Annotated in this window: 14 protein-coding genes; 11 read left to right on the top strand and 3 right to left on the bottom strand. The window is 38.2% G+C overall.

What is annotated here, in order from left to right:
- The first annotated feature begins 1 nt into the window (after position 1).
- From Q0590_RS08310 to Q0590_RS08270, 9 genes are all read left to right on the top strand, one after another.
- Positions 2–403, top strand: a complete 402-nt coding sequence (locus Q0590_RS08310; protein WP_302037048.1) for an ATP-binding protein — start codon at positions 2–4, stop codon at positions 401–403.
- Positions 403–840: an rRNA maturation RNase YbeY gene (ybeY, locus tag Q0590_RS08305; protein WP_302037047.1), complete on the top strand. Its 438-nt coding sequence runs from the start codon at positions 403–405 to the stop codon at positions 838–840. Before Q0590_RS08310 ends, ybeY begins: the two co-directional genes overlap by 1 nt.
- A gap of 60 nt (positions 841–900) precedes the next feature.
- The gene (gene mnmG, locus Q0590_RS08300; protein WP_302037145.1) at positions 901–2763 is read left to right on the top strand and encodes a tRNA uridine-5-carboxymethylaminomethyl(34) synthesis enzyme MnmG; all 1863 of its coding nucleotides are present in this window, start codon (positions 901–903) and stop codon (positions 2761–2763) included.
- Positions 2753–3679, top strand: coding sequence for a class I SAM-dependent methyltransferase (locus Q0590_RS08295; protein ID WP_302037046.1), 927 nt, complete (start codon positions 2753–2755; stop codon positions 3677–3679). Before mnmG ends, Q0590_RS08295 begins: the two co-directional genes overlap by 11 nt.
- 84 nt (positions 3680–3763) lie before the next feature.
- Positions 3764–5371: an Ig-like domain-containing protein gene (locus Q0590_RS08290; RefSeq protein WP_302037045.1), complete on the top strand. Its 1608-nt coding sequence runs from the start codon at positions 3764–3766 to the stop codon at positions 5369–5371.
- Positions 5372–5851: 480 nt separating this feature from the next.
- A complete protein-coding gene (locus Q0590_RS08285) occupies positions 5852–7681 on the top strand; it encodes a tetratricopeptide repeat protein (RefSeq protein ID WP_302037044.1) in 1830 nt (609 codons plus the stop codon).
- Between the two features lie 907 nt (positions 7682–8588).
- Complete coding sequence (locus tag Q0590_RS08280) at positions 8589–9038, top strand: MarR family winged helix-turn-helix transcriptional regulator (RefSeq protein ID WP_302037043.1); 450 nt, start codon at positions 8589–8591, stop codon at positions 9036–9038.
- A gap of 38 nt (positions 9039–9076) precedes the next feature.
- On the top strand, positions 9077–11539 hold the full coding sequence (locus tag Q0590_RS08275) for a 3-hydroxyacyl-CoA dehydrogenase/enoyl-CoA hydratase family protein (RefSeq protein WP_302037042.1): 2463 nt from the start codon (positions 9077–9079) through the stop codon (positions 11537–11539).
- A 41-nt stretch (positions 11540–11580) separates the two neighbouring features.
- Positions 11581–12756 (top strand): acetyl-CoA C-acyltransferase, encoded by a 1176-nt coding sequence (locus Q0590_RS08270; protein ID WP_302037041.1) that lies wholly within the window; start codon positions 11581–11583, stop codon positions 12754–12756.
- Positions 12757–12845: 89 nt separating this feature from the next.
- On the opposite strand, the gene Q0590_RS08265 is transcribed toward Q0590_RS08270, so the two are convergent.
- On the bottom strand, positions 12846–13580 hold the full coding sequence (locus tag Q0590_RS08265; RefSeq protein ID WP_302037040.1) for a DUF4397 domain-containing protein: 735 nt from the start codon (positions 13578–13580) through the stop codon (positions 12846–12848).
- A gap of 176 nt (positions 13581–13756) precedes the next feature.
- On the opposite strand from Q0590_RS08265, the gene Q0590_RS08260 reads away from it, so the two are divergent.
- Positions 13757–15553, top strand: a complete 1797-nt coding sequence (locus tag Q0590_RS08260; protein WP_302037039.1) for an acyl-CoA dehydrogenase FadE — start codon at positions 13757–13759, stop codon at positions 15551–15553.
- A gap of 158 nt (positions 15554–15711) precedes the next feature.
- Complete coding sequence (locus tag Q0590_RS08255; RefSeq protein WP_302037038.1) at positions 15712–16020, top strand: DUF4235 domain-containing protein; 309 nt, start codon at positions 15712–15714, stop codon at positions 16018–16020.
- Between the two features lie 311 nt (positions 16021–16331).
- Here the strand turns inward: Q0590_RS08255 and Q0590_RS08250 are convergent, their stop codons facing one another.
- Together Q0590_RS08250 and leuB are read right to left on the bottom strand one after the other, a co-directional pair.
- Positions 16332–17507 carry a 2-isopropylmalate synthase gene (locus Q0590_RS08250; protein WP_302037037.1) on the bottom strand — a complete coding sequence of 392 codons (1176 nt, stop codon included), beginning with the start codon at positions 17505–17507 and terminating at the stop codon, positions 16332–16334.
- A 102-nt stretch (positions 17508–17609) separates the two neighbouring features.
- Positions 17610–18662: a 3-isopropylmalate dehydrogenase gene (gene leuB, locus Q0590_RS08245; RefSeq protein ID WP_302037144.1), complete on the bottom strand. Its 1053-nt coding sequence runs from the start codon at positions 18660–18662 to the stop codon at positions 17610–17612.
- Positions 18663–18704: the final 42 nt, after the last annotated feature.

Raw genomic sequence — 18704 nt, 5'->3', positions numbered from 1 at the left:
AATGGAGTCTATTAATATACAAATTCCTTCTCTCATGGAGAATATCCGGATTATTGAAAGTTTTATTGATAATACGAAAGATATTTACAACATTGATGATGATATCTATGGTAATATTATGATTGCTGTTACTGAATCTGTCAACAATGCTATCAAACATGGGAACAAGGAAGACAAAACTAAAAATGTAAATTTATCCTTAATTCTAAAAGAAAACGAAGTTCGTTTTGTAGTGGAAGATCAAGGTCCCGGATTTGACTTTACCAATCTTTCTGATCCTACCCTACCCGAAAATATTGATAAACCAGGTGGACGCGGCATATTCTTAATGAAGCATTTGTCTGATGAAGTTCATTTTACTGATAATGGCAGAAAAGTTGAGTTGGTTTTTTATTTTGATTAATGGCATCTATTCATTTCTTTTCTGAAGATATTACTTTTCAGTTAAAAAATAAAAATGCTGTTCGTAAATGGTTGAAGTCCGTCATCATTTATGAACAGCATTCTCTTTTAACCCTTAATTACATTTTTTGTTCTGATGCTTATTTATTAGAAATTAATACTAAATATTTAAACCATAATTATTTCACAGATGTTATCACCTTTGATAATTCTTCATCTGAACTTTTAGAAGGTGACATTTTTATCAGTATTGACCGTATAACTGATAATGCAACTAAGTTTAATTCTACTTTTGACTTTGAACTTTTCCGGGTTATGGTCCATGGCTTACTTCACCTACTTGGGTATAATGATCATTCAGATAGTGAAATTGCTCAAATTCGGCTAAAGGAAAATTATTATTTATCTTTGATTGATTTTACAGTACGTTCCACGTGAAACAAAACTGCGATATACTAATTAAAAGGTTTCACGTGGAACAAAACGAATAAAAATATGATGTTTAAAGAATATGATGTTATTGTAGTTGGAGCGGGACATGCAGGTTGTGAAGCAGCACACGCAGCAGCAACTATGGGATCTAGCGTAATGCTCATAACTATGAATATGCAAACGATTGCTCAAATGTCTTGCAACCCAGCTATGGGAGGAGTGGCAAAAGGTCAAATTGTAAGAGAAATTGATGCACTAGGAGGAATGTCAGGAATTGTAACTGACAAAACGATGATACAATTCAGAATGCTGAATTCGTCTAAAGGCCCTGCCATGTGGAGCCCTAGAGCACAAAGTGACCGTATGAAATTTGCTGAAGAATGGAGATCGGTATTGGAGCAAAACACGAATATTGATTTCTGGCAAGATATGGTGAAAGGGTTGATAGTAGAAAAAGGAAAAGTAGTGGGTGTTAAAACTGGTTTGGATATAGAGATAAGAGGTAAAGCAGTAGTACTAACAAATGGAACATTTCTCAATGGTTTAATTCACATTGGAGAAAAAAATTTTGGAGGCGGAAGAACAGCAGAAAAAGCAGCTAAAGGAATAACCGAACAATTAATAAAAATGGGATTTGAAGCTGGGAGAATGAAAACCGGAACACCTCCACGAGTAGATGGCCGAAGCCTGGATTACACAAAAATGGAAGAACAAAAAGGGGATCTACACCCAGGGAAATTTTCTTACACTCTCACGGAACCATTAACCAAACAAAGAAGCTGCTATATCACCTATACAAACCAAAAGGTACATGAAATACTGAAAACCGGGTTTGAAAAATCACCCATGTTTGCAGGAAGAATAAAAGGATTAGGTCCAAGATATTGTCCTTCAGTAGAGGATAAAATAAATAGATTTGCAGATAAAGACCGCCATCAAATATTTGTAGAACCCGAAGGATGGAATACAGTTGAAATATATGTAAATGGCTTCTCTACATCCTTGCCGGAAGATGTTCAATATAGGGCTTTATCAAAAATTCCGGGTTTTGAAAATGTTCGCATGTTTAGGCCTGGCTATGCTATTGAGTATGACTACTTCCCTCCTACCCAACTAAATTTAAGTTTGGAGACGAAACTAATACAAAATTTATATTTTGCGGGCCAAATAAATGGCACTACAGGATATGAAGAAGCGGCATGTCAAGGATTAATGGCAGGGATAAATGCTCATAATAAGGTTAAAGGAAAAGAAGAATTTATATTAAAAAGATCTGAAGCCTATATCGGAGTTTTAATAGATGATTTAATCAACAAAGGTACAGATGAACCTTACCGGATGTTTACTTCCAGAGCTGAATACCGCATATTGTTGAGACAAGATAACGCAGATATCCGGTTGACAGAAAAGGGATACGCTCTTGGATTAGCTGACGAAGACCGTATAAAATTACTTCATATAAAGAAACAACAAACAGCGGAATTGTTAGATGAGGTAAAAAAATGGAAAGTGTCTCCAGAGTATATAAACCCGCATTTGGAGCAATTAAATAGCGCTCCCATTAAAGAGAAAACCAGTATCTATAATTTGTTAAAAAGGCCAGATATCTCTATAAATGATATATATAATTTCACTCCGGAAACAAAAGCAAGTCTGGCTATATATTCAGAGGAGATCAGAAATCAGGTAGAAATTAATATCAAATACGAACATTATGTAGAGAAAGAACAAAAAATGGCAGATAAAATTGGCAACCTAGAGGATCTAAGAATAAGTGAAACCTTAAACTATGATATGTTGGTGGCTATGTCGAAGGAAGGAAGGGAAAAATTAAAAAAAGTAAAACCAAAAACGATTGGTCAAGCATCCAGAATAAGTGGCGTTTCGCCGGCAGATATTTCAATATTAATGGTATACATTGGCCGATAATTTCATACAAATCAAACCGAATAGATTGCAAGTGACTTTAGAAAAAGTTGAGGCCTGTCCAGTATGCGGGTATAGAATAAGTAAACCCTATCTTATTTGTAAAGATCATTCTGTAAGTGGTGAAGAGTTTACTTTAGTTCAATGTGCAAGCTGTAATTTTGTATATACAAATCCACGACCTAATGAAAAGCAGATAGGAAAATATTATCAGTCAGCAAATTATATATCACATACAGATACAAATAAAGGAATCATTAATAAGGTGTATCACCTGGTAAGGAAAAAGACAGTAGCAGATAAAGTAAAGTTGGTAAACCGCTTGCATGAAAAAGGTAAGTTGCTAGATATTGGATGTGGCACAGGTGTTTTTTTAGAACACTGTCAAAAACAGGGATGGCAAACGAAAGGTATTGAACCTGATGAAGGAGCCCGCACTATAGCATATAACCGGTTAAATGTTCCCATTGAAAAAGATTTTCTAACATCTTTTCCAAATGAAAAATTTGATATTATAACCCTTTGGCATGTATTAGAACACATTCATGAACTCAATAAAACGGTTGAGAAAATAGTGAGTATGATGACGACAGATGCAAAAGTAGTTATAGCTGTCCCGAATATAGGTTCATATGATGCACAGCTGTATAAAAACTATTGGGCAGCATACGATATACCTAAGCATCTGTATCATTTTACAAAAAAAACGTTGGAATCATTAATGAGTAATTATGGGGTAAGGCTTGTGGAAATAATACCAATGAAGTTTGATGCATACTATATTAGTTTGTTAAGTACAAAAAATAAGTACAAGCAAATTAATTTTCTAGAAGCGATAACAGAAGGCTATAAATCTAATAAATGGGCAGAACAAAATGACAATAATTATTCAAGTTTAACGTATATATTTTCCAAATAAAGCAAACTAGCATCTACTAAGTAGATAACCCTCACAATTATAATAAATTGTGAGGGTTATTCATTTTTCGCTAAATTACTGAATATGAAACAATTAATAATTATCTTAAGTGTACTGATACTATCAATTACATTACTTCATAGGTGTGCAAGTGTTTCTCCTCCAACAGGTGGTGAGAAAGATGAACTTGCGCCAAAAGTTATCTCTACGATACCAGCTCAAAAATCTACCAACTATAATGGCAAAATAGTCGAAATGCTGTTTGATGAAGCAATTACGCTGGAAAATATTAAGCAAGAATTGCTTATAACTCCAAGAATAGAAGGCAATTATGAATTTGAAGTTAAAAAGAACCGCGTAAGTTTAAAATTTGATAAAAGCTTTTCGCCAAATACTACCTATACATTGAATTTCAGAAAGGCCATAAAAGATATAACAGAGAAAAATATTGCAGAAAATGAAAAGATAGTTTTCAGTACAGGAAATACAATCGATTCCCTATACATTAATGGCTCGGTTAAAGATCTTCTGACAAATAAACCTGTAGAAAATGCACTGGTTATGTTATACCAATATAACGATACATCAGTCATTACCAAACATCCACCCTACTACTTTACAAAAACTGATAAGCAAGGAAAATATTTAGTAGAAAATTTAAAAGGAGGAATTTATAATATCTATGCGTTGGTGGATTATAATAACAATTTGAAATATGAAGGAGCTAAAGAAAAAATTGCTTTTTTACCAGATTCGCTGGCTTTAACAACGAATATAGATTCGTTAGAATTTAATGTTACTATAATAGATAACGAAAAACCAAAAATACTTAGGGGAAGTGCAGATACAGATATTTATACCATAGAACTGAACGAAGGGTTAATCAATGCAAATGTAGAGAAGGAAAATCAAGAAATTTATTTTCAGATTGAGAAGAATAAATTTATTCAAGTATACAATACCTTTCAAACAACCGATAGCATTGCTGTGCAAATAACTGCTCAGGATTCTGCACAAAATATTCTACAGACTGAGACAAAAATAAAGTTTAACGCAGCAGGGAAAACCAAACCTAGAGTCCGGCCTTTTAAAGTAGATACAGATCCTAAAGGTGGAGACAAAATCACCGGTAATCTTTCCTATGAAATTGCATTCACAAAACCAGTCCGGACATATGACTTAGGGAAAATCCAGGTTTTGGCAGATACAATCACTCCTGTTCCACTAGATGAAACTAAAGATTTTGCCTGGAATGAAAGCCGGACGCAACTCAAAATTGAAAAACAGATTCCAACTTCGAAACTAACCAGAGTGGAAATTCCGGAAGAAACTTTTTTTAGTGTGGAGAATGATACCAACAAACATATTGTGACTGACCATGAGTTGAAGGACATAGAGGAGTATGGAACAATAAGTGGAATGATAAATACGAGAGAAAAAAATTTTATTATCCAGTTACTTAATGCGAATTATGACGTAGTAGAAGAACAGCGGAACATAAGCACCTACAGTTTCAATTATCTGCAAGCTGGTACCTATTTTCTACGGGTTATTATAGATAGCAATGGGAACGGACGTTGGGATCAAGGAAACTTTACAGAAAAAATTCTTCCTGAACGTATACTATATAACAAAAACGAAATCCCTCTAAAACAAAACTGGGAACAAACAGGACAAGATTTTTCCTTTTAAATATGAAAAGGTCAATTTGATATTAAAAAACTTCAATAAAAATGTGGATAACTTTGTGGATATGTCTAAAAACCCAGTAGACAACACATGGTTTTATAAAGAGAAACAGGGCGTAGAAAAAGGAAGAATGTGTATATAACTAAAAAATCCAACTCTTAACCAGTTAGCCTATACAAATACACAATCTGTAAACTACTTTATCCACAACACAAAAAATAGAAAAGCTCTAAAAGTTAACCACAATCTTGGAAATGTGGACAAGTGGACGGGAGAATATAACAAACAGAAAATCAGAAGCAAAAATGTGGATAACTCTGTGGACAAGTGGATAAATATCCACAAACATCAAAAGCAAATAATAAAAAGAAAAAATTTATCCACAGTATCCACACACTAATAATAAAAACTGTTATATATAAAAAAGAAAAATTATTAAAAGAAAGAGAAAGAAAAGTAAAAGAAACTTAAATAAAGAGCCATATGAGAAAACCCAGATTCATTAAACTGAAAAAGTGTGCGGTGGGGGTAATGTTGATTATGCCCATAGGGGTGTTTGCCCAGCAACAAGATATTCAACTGGCGAATCAGTATTTCGAGCAAAAAGAATATGACAAGGCAAAATCAATATACCAGAAACTAATCAAGAAAGAAGACAATGAAAAGTATGTCTATAAAAATTATATCCAGACATTGCAAAGATTAAAAGAAGGAGGTGAAGCAGAAAAATATATTAAAAAGCTTATAAAAAATAAGCCAGAAAATATAGCCTATAAAGCAGAATACATCATACTTCTGGAGAACCAAAATAAAGTAGAAGAAGCAAGTAAAACAGGAGTGAAATTCATAAATGAAACAGTATCGGATTCTGCAAGAACAGAACAGATGGCAAGTTATTTTATGGAAAATGAAAAGATAGATTGGGCAGAGAAAACATACCAGGAAGCAAGAAACAGAAGTGGTAAAGAAACTGCATTTGCCATTCAGTTAGCTAACATTTACAGATTGAAAAATGAAACTGTAAAGATGGTAGAAGAATATATCAACATAGCAGCGGAGAATAAAAGTAATTTGAGTGGTTTACAAAACATTTTGCAGGATAACCTTACAAAACAAGAAGATCTTGAAAAATTTGAGCAAATACTTATAGCAAAAATTCAGAAAGATCCAGGGCAGAGTGTTTATAGCGACTTATTGATTTGGTATTATATACAGCAAAAAGAATTCACCAAAGCATTTTTTCAAGCAAGGTCACTGGATAAACGATTAAAATTAGAAGGCGCAAAAGTGATGGAAATCGGATTGATCAGTTTACAGAATAAAGATTATAAAAGTGCTAGTAATATTTTTGAATATTTAGTGAAAGAATACCCAAGAAGCAGCACCTATCCTACAGCCAGAAGATACCTGATTTTATCAAAGGAAGAACTAGTAAAGCAAACCTATCCGATAAACACAGAAAATATAGTATCGTTAATTGCTGATTATCAAAAGCTTATAGCAGAATTAGGCAAAACTCCCCAAACAGCAGAAGCGTTAAGAAGTATGGGTTTGCTACATGCATTCTACCTGGATCAAAAAGAAGAAGGACTAAATTATTTGAATGAAGCTGTAAAAATTGCCCGGACAGAAGGTGACTTAACTGCGAAATGCAAGTTAGACATGGGGGATATTTATTTATTGAAAAATGAACCCTGGGAAGCTACGTTACTTTACTCACAGGTAGAAAAAAGCAATAAAGAGCAGCCCATAGGCTACGAGGCAAAGTTAAAAAATGCCAAATTATCCTATTACAAAGGAGAATTTGAATTGGCACAAGGACATCTGGATATTTTGAAAATGGCTACTTCCAGAGAAATTGCCAACGATGCCATGGATTTGAGTTTGCTCATTCAAGACAACACCGCAATGGATACAACCGGTGAGGCAATGAAAGAATATGCTTCCATAGAATTGATGCTTTTTCAAAATAAGAACCAGGAAGCTTTGCAACTTTTGGAACAAATGATGGAAAAATATCCAAACCATAGTTTGACTGATGAGATACTATGGCAAAAGGCGCAGATTTATATAAAAGAAAATGAGAATCAAAAAGCCATAGAAAATTTAGAAAAAATTGTGGCCAGCTATGGCCTAGATATATTGGGAGATGATGCCCATTTCTTGATGGCAAAACTGTATGAGGAAAAATTAGGGGATAAAGAAAAAGCTATGGAACTCTATCAAAATCACCTGACCAAGTATCCGGGAAGTATCTACGTTGCCGAATCACGCAAGAGATTCAGGCACTTACGAGGAGATTCTATAAATTAGACGAGTCTAAATTAGACGAGTCTAAAAAAATTATAAAGTTTAGACTCGTCTAATTTATGTAGATGTAGTAAAAAAAACAGCCCAAGAAAAAAGGATAGAAAGAAATACCTGCCGAACAACATTGGAGGAATTTTGAGATAGAAGGGATAAAAGAGCGTGACTAAAAAAGGAAAAAACTAGCAGATGTAATGTTGAAAATAGAAATAAAGAAAAACTCTTAAATGACGGAGCGATTTAAAAGCCCTATAACAAATGCAATCATCTAAATAGACAATCACACCACCACTATCATTAGATTAGATAGACACCCCTTCTAAATCGAAATTAGGCCACTTCAAGAGCAGTAAATCAATTTCACAGCAGGGAATATCTCAAACGTAAGATTTTTTGGAAGGTTGCCTCAAGTCAAAAGCAGTACTCGCCTCCAGTAGAAAAGCTAGTAGCACATAAACATGTACAAATTTTCACTCGTTATAATTGACTGATAGCCAGTAAATTTAGTATCTTAGTCCCCCTGTTTTTCAAAACACTACTAAAGAAAATCAGTTAAGAATAAGAAGGGTTTGTCTGGAAAATTCATTAGCGATACTTCAATCGTTGCCTGAAATAAAGATACTCCCATACAAGGCATGCGCCGGCCTGTTAACCTCTCTATGGCTCATACTTTTCTACTGCAACTACATCAAATAAATACCCTTCCTTCAAATAAATTTTCAAATAAAAATCTCTAAAATATATACAAGATTATCTGTATAACTAATCTAAGAGGGCTTAAAAACAAAGAAAAAAGGGCATATAGCATAATTATTTCATATATAATCTGAAAATAATTATTAATTTATTATGCTTGCATACTAAATATGCTTACATTTGGAGATATACCAGTACCTTAGAAATAGATTGAGAAATGAAGGCGCATCAAACAGTAGATTACCATATAAAAGCAGCCTGGCATGCTATCTCTAGGATGTATAATGCGCAGGCAGTAAAACATGAGATGACGGCATCCATTGGCTATGTATTGCTCAACATAGACGTAGAAAAAGGAACATCTGCCACTAAAATAGCTCCACTGCTAGGCCTGGAAACTAGGAGTCTCACACGGATGCTAAAAACAATGGAAGAAGATAAAATGATTTACCGGGAAGCAGACCTGAATGATAAAAGAGGAGTAAAAATTAAGCTGACAGAAGAGGGAAAACGAAAGCGGGAAGTGGCAAGAAAAACGGTAATTGCTTTCAATAAAATGATTCAGGAGAATATATCATCAGCAAAACTAGAGGTGTTTTTTGAAGTAATAGAAGAAATAAACAAGCTGGTTGAAAACAAAAAAAGTTATCAGGAAATAGAAGTTTAAGTCTACATCTACTCTATAACAAATTAAACCGGATACGTATGGAACCTACATTAGTAGAAAAAAAAATACAGCCAGAAAAAAGTAAAACAAGAAGTGCAAAAAGAACTATCAGGAAAGTAGCTGTGCTAGGCTCAGGCATCATGGGCTCTCGGATAGCTTGCCATTTTGCAAACATCGGCGTAGAAGTATTGCTGATGGATATTGTGCCAAAGGAATTAAGTGATGCGGAAAAGGCAAAAGGGTTGAGCTTAGAAAACAAGCAGGTAAGAAACCGGGTTGTGAATGATTCTTTTCAGAATGCCATAAAATCTTCCCCTGCCCCACTCTACCATAAGTCTTTTGCCAGCCGCATAAAGCTGGGAAATTTTGAAGACAATATGAAGGATATCGCCGCCTACGACTGGGTGATAGAGGTAGTAGTAGAAAACTTAAAGATCAAAAAAATTATCTATGACCAGGTAGAACAATTCCGGAAACCAGGCAGCCTGGTTACTTCCAATACATCCGGTATTCCAATACACCTGATGGCTGAAGGAAGAAGCGAAGACTTCCAGCGTCACTTCTGCGGCACACACTTCTTTAACCCACCCCGGTATCTGAAACTATTGGAAATTATTCCTACCCAAAAAACGGATCAACCTGTAGTAGATTTTCTGATGCACTACGGAGACTTGTATCTGGGCAAAACTACCGTACTTGCTAAAGATACGCCGGCTTTCATCGCAAACCGGGTAGGTGTGTATTCACTGATGCGTACGTTGCAAATCGTAGAAGAAATGGGGCTCACCGTAGAAGAGGTAGATAAACTTACTGGCCTGGTAGTGGGAAGGCCAAAATCCGGTACTTTCCGCTTGTCGGATATAGTAGGCCTGGACACGACCATTAATGTTTCTAATAACCTGTATGAAGGCCTTCCCACTGATGAATCGAGAAACGGATTTAAACTGCCTACAATCGTTCAGAAGATGCAGGAGAGGAAATGGCTAGGGGATAAGACTGGTCAGGGATTCTACCGCAAGATAAAGACACCAGAAGGCCAAACCGAAATCCTTTCCCTCGATCTGAATACATTTGAATACCGCCCGCAGCAAAAGGCCAGGTTCGAAACTCTGGAATCTACCAAAAGCATTGAGAATGTAAAAGACCGGTTTGCTGTGCTTTTAGCTGGCAGAGACAAAGCCGGAGAATTCTACCGCCGTACCTTCCTAGATATATTCCAGTATGTGAGCAACCGCATTCCAGAAATCGCCGATGAACTATACCGTATCGATGCGGCTGTATCTGCCGGCTTTGCCTGGGAGGTTGGGCCTTTTGAAACCTGGGATGCCATAGGTGTAAAGAAAGTAGTACAACTGATGGAAGAAACTGGTAAAAAACCAGCAGCCTGGGTGTATGAAATGCTGCAGTGTGGCCACGAAAGTTTTTACAAAGTAGAAGGTGGACAGAAACAGTACTATGATATTCCTACCAAAAGCTATAAAGCCATTCCAGGTACCGAAGAGTTTATTATTCTGGATAACCTGAGAGGCAGTGGAAAAAAAGTATGGGGCAACAAAGGAGCTACCCTGTTTGACATTGGAGACGGTGTACTAAACCTGGAGTTTCATACCAAAATGAATACGCTGGGAGCCGAAGTAGTAGAAGGTATTACAAAGTCAATTTCCTTGGCTGAGAAAGATTTTGCCGGCTTAGTGATAGGCAACGATGGAGCCAACTTCTCTGCCGGAGCTAACCTGGCCATGATCTTCATGTATGCTATAGAGCAGGAATATGATGAAATAGATTTTATGATCCGCCAGTTTCAGAACACCATTATGCGGGTACGGTACTCTGCTATACCAGTAGTAGTGGCGCCACACGGAATGACTCTGGGCGGAGGTTGTGAAATGGTAATGCATGCTGACCGGGTGCAAGCCGCAGCCGAAACCTATATGGGTCTGGTGGAGGTAGGTGTAGGCCTGATCCCTGGAGGCGGGGGTACTAAGGAAATGACCCTACGGGTTTCAGATAGAATAGAGGCAGGTGACGTGGAACTGAATGCCCTACAAAATACATTTATGAATATTGCCCAGGCAAAGGTATCTACGTCCGCACAAGAAGCCTTTGATTTAGATATTCTCCGCAGGGGCGATCAGATTACCCTGAACCGTAGCCGCCTGATTGCCGATGCCAAAACAGCTGTACTGGATCTGGTAGAGCAAGGATATACACAGCCTTTGCCACGGAAAGACATTAAGGTACAAGGTAAAACTGGTATGGCATTATTCAAGACTGGTATTTACGGAATGCTAACCGGCCGCTATATTTCCGAACACGATGCTAAAATAGCCAACAAAATAGCCTATGTCATGTGTGGAGGAGACCTCTCCTACCCTCAGCTGGTTTCTGAACAATACCTGCTCGATCTGGAACGGGAAGCTTTTCTTTCGTTAACTGGAGAAAAGAAAACCCTGGAAAGAATCCAGAGCATACTACAAGGTGGTAAACCTTTAAGAAACTAAAGTTTGTTATAAGATTAGTAACATCAAAAACAGAAAATTTTATGGATGCATATATAGTAGCAGGATATAGAACAGCCGTAGGCAAAGCTAACCGGGGTGGATTCCGCTTTACCCGCCCCGACGATCTGGCCGCTGACGTAATCAAACATCTCACTGCTTCCATTCCCGGATTTGACCCATCCAGGGTAGAAGACCTGATCGTAGGAAATGCTGTTCCAGAGGCAGAGCAAGGTATGCAGATGGGCAGAATCATCTCTCTGTTATCCTTACCACAGAATGTACCAGGAATGGTTATCAACCGGTATTGCGGTTCAGGGGTAGAAGCTATTGCTATTGCCTCTGCTAAAATACATGCTGGTCTTGCCGATTGCATTATTGCCGGAGGAACGGAATCTATGTCCCTAGTGCCGACAATGGGATGGAAAACAGCCTTGAATTACAAGATAGCTTCTGAAACCCCCGACTACTATACCAGTATGGGACATACGGCTGAAAATGTAGGCGAAAAATACAAGGTATCCCGGCAGGATCAGGATGATTTCTCTTACCGTTCACATATGCGGGCACTGGAGGCAATCAACAAAGGCATATTCAAAGAAGAGATTGTGCCTGTTACTGTGAAAGAAACATATATAGATGAAAACGGGAAAAAGAAGACGAAAGAATATATAGTAGACACCGATGAAGGTCCCAGAGCCGATACCTCTATGGAAGTGCTTGCCTCCCTGAAACCGGTATTTTCTAACCGAGGTAACATCACCGCCGGTAATTCCTCACAAACATCAGACGGAGCAGCTTTTGTGATGGTAATGTCGGAACGGATGGTAAAAGAACTCAATCTGGAGCCAATAGCCCGCATGGTAAGTTATGCAGCCATGGGGGTACAGCCAAAATATATGGGCATTGGGCCAGTAGAAGCCGTACCAGTAGCCTTAAAAAAAGCAGGCATGACCATGAACCAACTGGACTTAATTGAGCTAAACGAAGCTTTTGCGGCACAAGCCTTGGCTGTAATCCGCGAACTTGATATGGATATGGAGAAAGTGAATGTAAATGGCGGGGCTATTGCCTTGGGTCATCCACTGGGGTGTACTGGGGCAAAATTATCGGTACAACTGTTCAATGAATTGCGCAGACGAAATAAAAAGTACGGAATGGTAACTGCTTGTGTGGGAGGTGGCCAGGGTGTAGCGGGTATCTACGAATTATTATCTTAATAAAAAAACCTGTTAGGCTTTTTATGCAAGTCTAACAGGTTTACCACTATCCTATGCTTGAAAGAAGTTCAAGCAATTCTTTGACAAACTTATTGAGCACCAGTCGGGGTGTTATCGATAATTTCAGCTCCCAATGCGTTGCTATTGCCGGTAGGTGGGCTTAAAAAACCACGGGCAAATACAGTTAAAATTTTGCCAGCTTGTAATGTTACGCCAGGCAATGTTAAAGCTGTGGTTTGAGTACCGGCCACTCTTACAGCCAGATCATAGGTACCGGCAGGTAAAGGCGTAAAATCAGTAGCACTCTTGTACGCCCGGTTGGGTATCAGCACTGTGTTTGCTCCATTTGTTACATTAACAATATCTACAGCAGGCGCATCAGGTGACAGGTGGATAAAACGTACATGGGCTTGTCCGGAAGCTGGAAGAGCCAGGTTGTCTTCGGTTACCAAAGCTTCAAAAGCAGTTCCGGAAGCATCTGTGTTGATAGCAAAAATGGAATAATTCATGTTGGCTTCTACCATTTGGTTTGCTTCAATAGCGGTAGTAGAAGTTCCGGCAACATTTACTTTAAAATTTCTGGTACCGGCATCTACATTCAGGTAGCCGGTGTTATTCGGGAAAGTTAAGGGGGCAGTATTTACTTTAGAATTGTCTACCAGTAAATCTACACCGGGAGCACTAGGAGATGCATGCACTACCATAACCCTTGCCTGGGCTGGCGTGGCGTTATTATCATCGTCTTTGCAGGATGTAAAAGAAAAGCCAATACTGAGAGTAAGTGCAGTTAGAAGGAGTTTGTTGATTAATAGGTTGATTTTCATAAAACTACATATTTAAATTAAACGACTAATTAATGTTAATGTAACAGGCATATATGTATATTGTTTAATTTTTTTATAAAAAAGTTAAACAAATTTTGTAAGTAGTGTTTTGACAAAACAGAGATAGCCTTTCAAAAAAGATTTTCTAAAACAGAAACTTTTATTCACAATAGATTATGGAAACAGTAGCCAATAAAAAAATAGTAAAAGGCGGAGAATTTCTCATCAAAGAAACAGAAGCACAGCAAGTGTTTATTCCGGAAGAATTTACCGAAGAGCAGCAAATGGTTGCACAAACCTGTCAGGACTTTCTGGACAAAGAAGTCTTCACCCGGTTGGATGAAATAGACTCCATGAAAAATCCGGAACTGATGCCAACTTTAATGGATAAAGCTGGAGAACTTGGTTTACTAGGTACCTCTGTACCGGAAGAGTATGGTGGATTTGGTATGAACTTCAACACCTCTATGCTGGTAACCGAAGTTATTGGTGCCGGACATTCTTTTGCTGTAGCATTATCTGCCCACACCGGCATAGGTACCTTGCCAATCCTGTATTATGGAAATGAGGAGCAGAAAGCCAAGTATTTGCCAAAACTTGCCACCGGCGAATGGAAAGCGGCGTACTGCCTCACAGAACCAGATTCCGGATCGGATGCTAATTCTGGCAAAACCAAAGCTATCTTAACAGAGGATGGCAAGTATTACCTCATCAATGGCCAGAAAATGTGGATCACCAATGGGGGATTTGCCGATGTATATATTGTATTTGCCAAAATAGATAACGATAAAAATTTGTCTGCTTTTATTGTAGAACGTTCGTTTGGCGGAATTACCATGAATGAAGAAGAAAAGAAAATGGGTATCAAAGGCTCATCTACCCGGCAGGTTTTCTTTAATGATTGCAAAGTGCCAGTAGAGAATCTATTATCTACCCGGGAGAATGGTTTTAAAATAGCGGTAAATATCCTCAACATTGGCCGGATTAAATTAGGGGCCGCAGCTATTGGTGCATGTAAACGGATTATTAACACAGCCGTTAATTATGCCAACGAGCGTAAACAATTTGGCATTTCCATTTCCAGGTTTGGAGCTATCAAACACAAAGTAGGCGAAATGGCCACCCGTACCTATGTGAGTGAATCTGCTGCATACCGGGCCGGACAAAACATTGAAGATACGATCAATGCGTTAATTGCGAACGGAATGCCGGAAGCCGAAGCCAAATTAAAAGGAGTTGAGCAGTTTGCCATTGAATGTGCTATTCTGAAAGTGCATGGATCAGAAGTATTAGATTATGTAGCCGACGAAGGAGTTCAAATATATGGCGGCATGGGTTATTCGGCCGAAGCGCCTATGGACCGTGCGTACCGCGATGCCCGGATCAACCGGATTTTTGAAGGTACCAATGAAATTAACCGCTTGCTTTCTGTAGATATGATGCTGAAGCGGGCCATGAAAGGCGAACTGGATCTAATGGGGCCGGCTATGGCTGTTTCGAAAGAGATTATGTCTATCCCGGAAATGGGTGAAGAGGAAGAAGGTTTATTTGTGGCTGAGAAGAAAGTACTGCGGAACCTCAAAAAAGCTATATTAATGGTGGCCGGCGCTGCTGTTCAAAAGTTTATGCTGAAATTATCGCATGAACAGGAAATTATTATGAACATTGCCGATATGGTAATTGAAGTATATGCCACCGAATCAGCTTTATTACGTACCGAAAAATTAATTAGCCAACGGGGCGAAGAAGCTTGTGCGCATCAAAAGGATATGACCTTGCTCTATCTGAATGATGCCGTGGATAGAATAAATACTGCAGGTAAAAATGCCATCAATTCATTTGCTGAAGGAGACGAACAGCGGGTAATGTTGATGGGCCTGAAGCGGTTTACTAAGATTGCTCCAATCAATACAAAAGACACCCGCCGGAGAATAGCGGACCGGTTAATTGCAGAAAATAAATATATTTTTTAACACAGGTAAAACGCAAATCTGAGAAAAGCAGCCATACTTTATATGGCTGCTTTTTTTATACTGTAAAGTTTTCAAAAGAAATCTCATTTAATGAATCATTTACCTGAAGGAAAGAGTATATGAATATAAAGTAATTAACATTTTTAAATCGATTAGCTATGAATACTAAATCATTATTTGCCAATCAGGACATATATAAGCTAGCTCTTGCAGGTTCTACCGTAGTAGTAGGTGCCGCTGTAAAATCCCTATTAAATACCAGCTGGAAAACAGTAGCTAAGAAAAATCCACCACTGAATCCGGCTGCAGCAGATACCAGCTGGAAGGAAGCTATTTTATGGACCATTGTAAGCAGCGCTGCAATAGGTGTAGCCCAGTTGCTAGCCAGAAGAGGTGCAGATGCTTTGTTCCATAAAGCAAATGGAAATGTAGGCGTAAACCGGAATGCTACGTTAGCAGGTTTATAACTCTACAAAGTTTTTCATTCAAACAGAGATAACAGAAATTCATTTTATGTGGGGAGCCTTCTCTATAAAAACAGAAATGCTGTTGAATTTTTTTGAAAAACAGTTGAACAGAATAGATGCTTTATTAGATAAGTATTTATACATTTGAAACTTACTGTATTCTAATTTGTAGTTAGTCTACTATCGAGTTATAATGCGGTGTAATAATCAAAAAGAATCTTTTCTTAAATACACATAAAAAGCAAAAGCCGCTCCTGCATAGAAGCGGCTTTTGCTTTTTATGTGTATAATTTGTTATACTTATATTAAATTTATTTCCGGTTAGCTTCTGCTTTTACAGGGTATTGCTCAGCTACCAGTTCCTGCAAATCTTCGTCAGTAATCAGCTTCTTCTCATCAGCTAATGCAATAAACTTTTTGTACATATCATCCAGTTCAGCTTTATCGAAGCTATACCCTAGTAGCTCCAGGCGATGCTTCAACGCATGGCGGCCACTGCGGGCTGTCAGTACAATAGAAGAAGAAGGAATACCTACTTCCTGTGGGTTAATAATTTCGTAGTTCTCCGCATGCTTCAGGAAACCATCCTGATGAATACCAGAAGAGTGAGCAAAGGCATTTTTACCAACAATAGCTTTATTCGGCTGAACCGGCATACGCATCAGTTCAGAAACCAGTAAACTTGTTGGGTAAATTAATTTTGTATTGATATTTGTATGGAGCTTTAAATCCTGGTGAGTTTTTAGAATCATGGCTACTTCTTCTAAAGAAGTATTACCAGCTCTCTCCCCTATTCCATTCATGGTCACTTCTACTTGGCGGGCACCATTTACCAAGCCTTCCACAGCATTAGCCGAGGCTAAGCCCAGGTCATTGTGGCAATGCACAGATATAGTAGCTTTGTGAACATTCTTTACATGCTCAAATACATATTTAATGCGGTTACCAAACGTATGAGGCAAACAATAGCCGGTTGTATCCGGAATATTTACCACAGTAGCTCCGGCACCAATAACGGCCTCTACCAGTTGCACCAGAAAGTTAAGATCGGCACGTCCGGCATCTTCTGCATAGAATTCCACATCTTCTACAAAGCTTTTCGCATATTTTACGGCCCAAACAGCTTGTTCTAAAATTTTCTCCCGGGTGCTATTAAACTTGTATTTAATATGCATATCGGAAGACCCAATACCGGTATGAATTCTTTTATATTTAGCAAACTTGAGTGCGTCAGCTGTAATTTCAATATCTTCTTTTTTTGCACGTGCTAGTCCACAGATTATTGGATTGCGAACAGCTTTAGATATTTCCACTACCGAATTAAAATCGCCAGGGCTGGAAATAGGGAATCCGGCTTCGAGAATATCTACACCGAGGGCTTCCAGTTCAATAGCAATTTCAATTTTTTCTTTGGTTGTTAACTGGCAGCCAGGAACCTGCTCGCCGTCTCTTAAGGTAGTGTCGAAGATATAGACTCTATCGCTCATGATAAAATGGTTTTGTTAGTAATACCTATACATTCTGTACGCCGATTCAGCGTAAGGAAAGTTTAAAGATTGAAAGTTAAGGATTTATATTAAAAATGTACATTAAATCTTTTCAACAATTTTTTCGCCCATGGCATCGGTGCCTATAATTTTATCAGCAGGAGTAGTGCTATCGGCAATATCTCTGGTGCGGAAACCTTCTTTCAGCGTGGCTTCTACAGCCTTAATTACTCTTTCTGATTCTGCTTTCAGGTTAAAAGAAATATCTAACATTAAAGCTACTGATAGAATGGAAGCCAATGGATTAGCTACTCCTTTACCGGCAATATCATAGGCAGAACCATGGATTGGTTCATACAAACCAGTAATATCTCCTAAAGAAGCGGAGGCAAGCATCCCCATAGAGCCAGCGATCTGCGAAGCTTCATCTGTTAAAATGTCGCCGAATAAATTACCGGTAAGCACTACATCAAAAGATCGAGGATCTTTGATTAGTTTCATAGCGGCTGTATCAATGAACATATGTTCTACTTCCACATCCGGATAATCTTTTGCCATTTCCTGCACCACTTCGCGCCACAGCCTGGAAGATTCCAGTACATTGGCTTTATCTACAGATGTCACTTTTTTCCGGCGGGTTCGGGCAGCTTCAAAAGCACGTTTGGCTATGCGACGTACTTCGAACTTAGAATAGATCATAGTGTCTAACGCTACATTGCCATTGTCGCGGCGTTCACGGGGTTCACCGAAATAGACATCCCCGGTTAGTTCTCTAAAAAATAATATATCGGAACCTTTCAAAATTTCAGGTTTGATACTGGAGGCATGAATGAGTTCATCGAATAATTTGATGGGGCGTAAATTGGCGTACAACCCTAACTCTTTCCGCATTTTTAGTAAGCCCTGTTCTGGACGGACTTTTAACGAAGGATCATTATCGTATTTGGGATGACCTACCGCACCAAAAAGCACGGCATCCGAAGCTTTCAGTTTTTCTAAGGTTTCGTCTGGCAGTGGATTGCCAGTGGCTTCAATGGCTGTATGCCCAATAAGGGCTTCATCGAATGAAAAATGTACACCTGAATTAGCGGTAACTTTTTCCAGCACTTTTTTGCCCCAGGTGGTAACTTCCTTACCAATGCCATCGCCAGGCATTACTACTATTTTGTATTCTCTCACGTTGTTGTTAAGTGGTGT

Source organism: Rhodocytophaga aerolata (assembly GCF_030503435.1).
Taxonomy (GTDB): Bacteria; Bacteroidota; Bacteroidia; order Cytophagales; family 172606-1; genus Rhodocytophaga; species Rhodocytophaga aerolata.
Note: the sequence above shows the minus strand (reverse complement) of the source record. Positions and strands in the feature narration are given on the sequence as shown.

Coding starts and splice junctions, on each gene's coding strand:
- Q0590_RS08310 (WP_302037048.1), top strand. CDS start 2: ATGGAGTCTATTAATATACAAATTCCTTCTCTCATGGAGAATATCCGG.
- ybeY (WP_302037047.1), top strand. CDS start 403: ATGGCATCTATTCATTTCTTTTCTGAAGATATTACTTTTCAGTTAAAA.
- mnmG (WP_302037145.1), top strand. CDS start 901: ATGTTTAAAGAATATGATGTTATTGTAGTTGGAGCGGGACATGCAGGT.
- Q0590_RS08290 (WP_302037045.1), top strand. CDS start 3,764: ATGAAACAATTAATAATTATCTTAAGTGTACTGATACTATCAATTACA.
- Q0590_RS08285 (WP_302037044.1), top strand. CDS start 5,852: ATGAGAAAACCCAGATTCATTAAACTGAAAAAGTGTGCGGTGGGGGTA.
- Q0590_RS08280 (WP_302037043.1), top strand. CDS start 8,589: ATGAAGGCGCATCAAACAGTAGATTACCATATAAAAGCAGCCTGGCAT.
- Q0590_RS08275 (WP_302037042.1), top strand. CDS start 9,077: ATGGAACCTACATTAGTAGAAAAAAAAATACAGCCAGAAAAAAGTAAA.
- Q0590_RS08270 (WP_302037041.1), top strand. CDS start 11,581: ATGGATGCATATATAGTAGCAGGATATAGAACAGCCGTAGGCAAAGCT.
- Q0590_RS08265 (WP_302037040.1), bottom strand. CDS start 13,580: ATGAAAATCAACCTATTAATCAACAAACTCCTTCTAACTGCACTTACT.
- Q0590_RS08260 (WP_302037039.1), top strand. CDS start 13,757: ATGGAAACAGTAGCCAATAAAAAAATAGTAAAAGGCGGAGAATTTCTC.
- Q0590_RS08255 (WP_302037038.1), top strand. CDS start 15,712: ATGAATACTAAATCATTATTTGCCAATCAGGACATATATAAGCTAGCT.
- Q0590_RS08250 (WP_302037037.1), bottom strand. CDS start 17,507: ATGAGCGATAGAGTCTATATCTTCGACACTACCTTAAGAGACGGCGAG.
- leuB (WP_302037144.1), bottom strand. CDS start 18,662: ATGCCTGGCGATGGCATTGGTAAGGAAGTTACCACCTGGGGCAAAAAA.